The organism is Paenibacillus sp. AR247, assembly GCF_002968895.1.
Classification (GTDB): Bacteria; Bacillota; Bacilli; order Paenibacillales; family Paenibacillaceae; genus Paenibacillus_AQ; species Paenibacillus_AQ favisporus.
On record NZ_PCZT01000009.1, the window covers coordinates 1,562,625 to 1,564,863 of the forward strand.

At 51.8% G+C, this 2,239-nt stretch carries 1 protein-coding gene and 1 pseudogene; both read right to left on the reverse strand.

Going from position 1 to position 2,239, the window contains the following annotated elements:
- Nucleotides 1-1,711, reverse strand: a pseudogene (locus CPT76_RS39825) (spore germination protein); the annotation flags it as partial.
- Nucleotides 1,712-1,815: 104 nt separating this feature from the next.
- Nucleotides 1,816-2,239 (reverse strand): response regulator transcription factor (locus CPT76_RS15485; protein ID WP_146116324.1); only part of this gene is annotated, 424 nt, incomplete at its 5' end.

Sequence of the window (2,239 nt, forward strand, 5' to 3'; positions counted from 1 at the left end):
TCATTTCTGCTGATCAGCTTTGGCCGTTTCTTCATATGATCCAGAGGCGCCCGGATCATTGAATCCTTCAGCTCAGAAAGAATAATCGGCGAATAGGGTGTCATATAAGGAACGTTTAGGGATTTTAGGCTGCACAAATGCAGTACCATCATAAGCAGCGTACAGGCAATCCCATAAATGCCGAATAGCGATGCCGCGATCAGCATAATAAAACGGAGCATCCGCGCGGCAATTCCGATGTTATATGCCGGGGACACGAAACTCGCAATGGCCGTCAGCGACACGACGATGACGACGACGGGGGATACGATCCCCGCTTCGACCGCAGCCTGCCCCAAAACGAGGCCTCCCACGATCGAAATGGTGTTCCCGACCGACCGGGGCATCCGCACGCCAGCCTCCCGCAAAATTTCAAATACCGTTTCCATGATAAAGGCCTCGACAAAGGCGGGAAAAGGAACTCCCTCCCGCTGCACCGCCAGCTTCAGCAGCCAAGAGGTCGGAATCATTTCCTGGTGAAATCCGATGATCGCCACGTAAAAAGAGGAAGCAGCAGGCCAATAAGGAACGAGGAGAAGCGCAGGATCCGGATCAAACTGCCAACATCAAACCGGTTGTAGTAATCCTCCGAGGCCTGGAAAAACATGTTGAAGGTAGTCGGAAGGAGCAGCACAAATGGGGTTCCATCCACCAAGATAGCAATGCGGCCTTCCAGAAGACTGGCGGCGATCACGTCAGGACGTTCACTGTGATAGATGGTAGGAAAAATCGTTTTGTTCGTATTTTCGATGAGCTCCTCAATATACCCCGACTCCAGGACACCGTCGATATCAATGACCGAGAGACGCTTCCGGACCTCATCCACATTTTTTTCGTCCACAATGCCGTGAATATACATGATGCCTACGTCGGTCTGCGTGACTCTTCCCAGCTGCATTTCTTCCAGCCACAGATTCGGACTTTTGATCTTCCTTCTGAGCAGCGCCGTGTTGGTGCGAATCGATTCCGTAAAGCCTTCCCGCGGGCCGCGGATGACCGTCTGGGACTCCGGCTCGCTGACGCTCCGCCGTTCTCCCCCTTTGGTGCTGGCGATAACCGCAATGCCAATCCGGTCAATAAAAAGAATCGTATCTCCGGACATCAGATGAATATACAGCTTACTCCACTCAGAGATTTCGTAAATTTCGCCGACGGCCAGCGCCTTTTCCTTGAACAGACGCAAAAATCTCTCGTCCTCTTCCGACGCTGCACCCGGCTCATCCTCATTGATATCTTCACTGAACCTGCCCTTTTCAGGGTCTTCGCCTTCTATTCCTTCCTTGACGTTCTGTTCCAGTTCCCACGCCTCGTTAAGCTCTGCTTCCGATGCGAACTGTTTGATTTCATTCAAGACGGTTTCGATCGCAAATTCTGAAACCGATGACGTGTCGACGAGCCCGTCGATATATACAAAGGCGACTTTCCGGCCTAAATTCCGGGCAACAATTTTGCGGATGACCAGGTCATTGCTGCCGCCCATGTCCTTGTTTAGCCGGTCCAGATTACTTTTCAAATCGCGGTACAGCCTGTCCGGGTGCAGCTCTGGCGGATCCGTCCCCACGGATTCCTGATACGGTGAGCCGTTCTTCCCAGCCTGGTTTGAAGGCTGCTGTTGTGTTGAAGCATTGCGGGATTTCTTTTTGCCAACCATCCGGGTCTCCACCTTGTCCATTTATGATGCTTATACTTTCCAAGTCAGGGTAATTTCATCCAAGTCGGTCTCCATGGAAGCACAAAAAAACGCAAGGTTTACACCCTGCGCTGCTAAAACGGCAACTACTCTTTTTTCAATTTCTGGAACAATCCCTGCCGCCGGCTTACTAAGCCTTTCTCCAAGGCATAACGCGTCAGCTGAACCCGGTTCTCCAAATGAAGCTTCTGCAATATGTTTTTCAGGTGGTTTTTAACCGTCTGGTCAGAAATCTTGAGCTCGGCGGCAATTTCCTTGTTGGTGAGCCCCGAAGCCACCCAATTTAAAATTTCGCGCTCCCGCGCGGTCAACGTCTCATGATGCTCCGGACTCTTGGGGGCAAGCGGAAATTCCCTTAAAATTTGCGTGGCAAGTTCCCGGCTGAGCGGCGCTTCGTCGCTCATGATCCCCCGTAAATACTCAAGCCATGTCGACGGGGATAAATTTTTGAGCAGATAGCCCTGCGCTCCCTGCTTTAACGCCTCGAACAAATGCGTCACATCGTCCGAC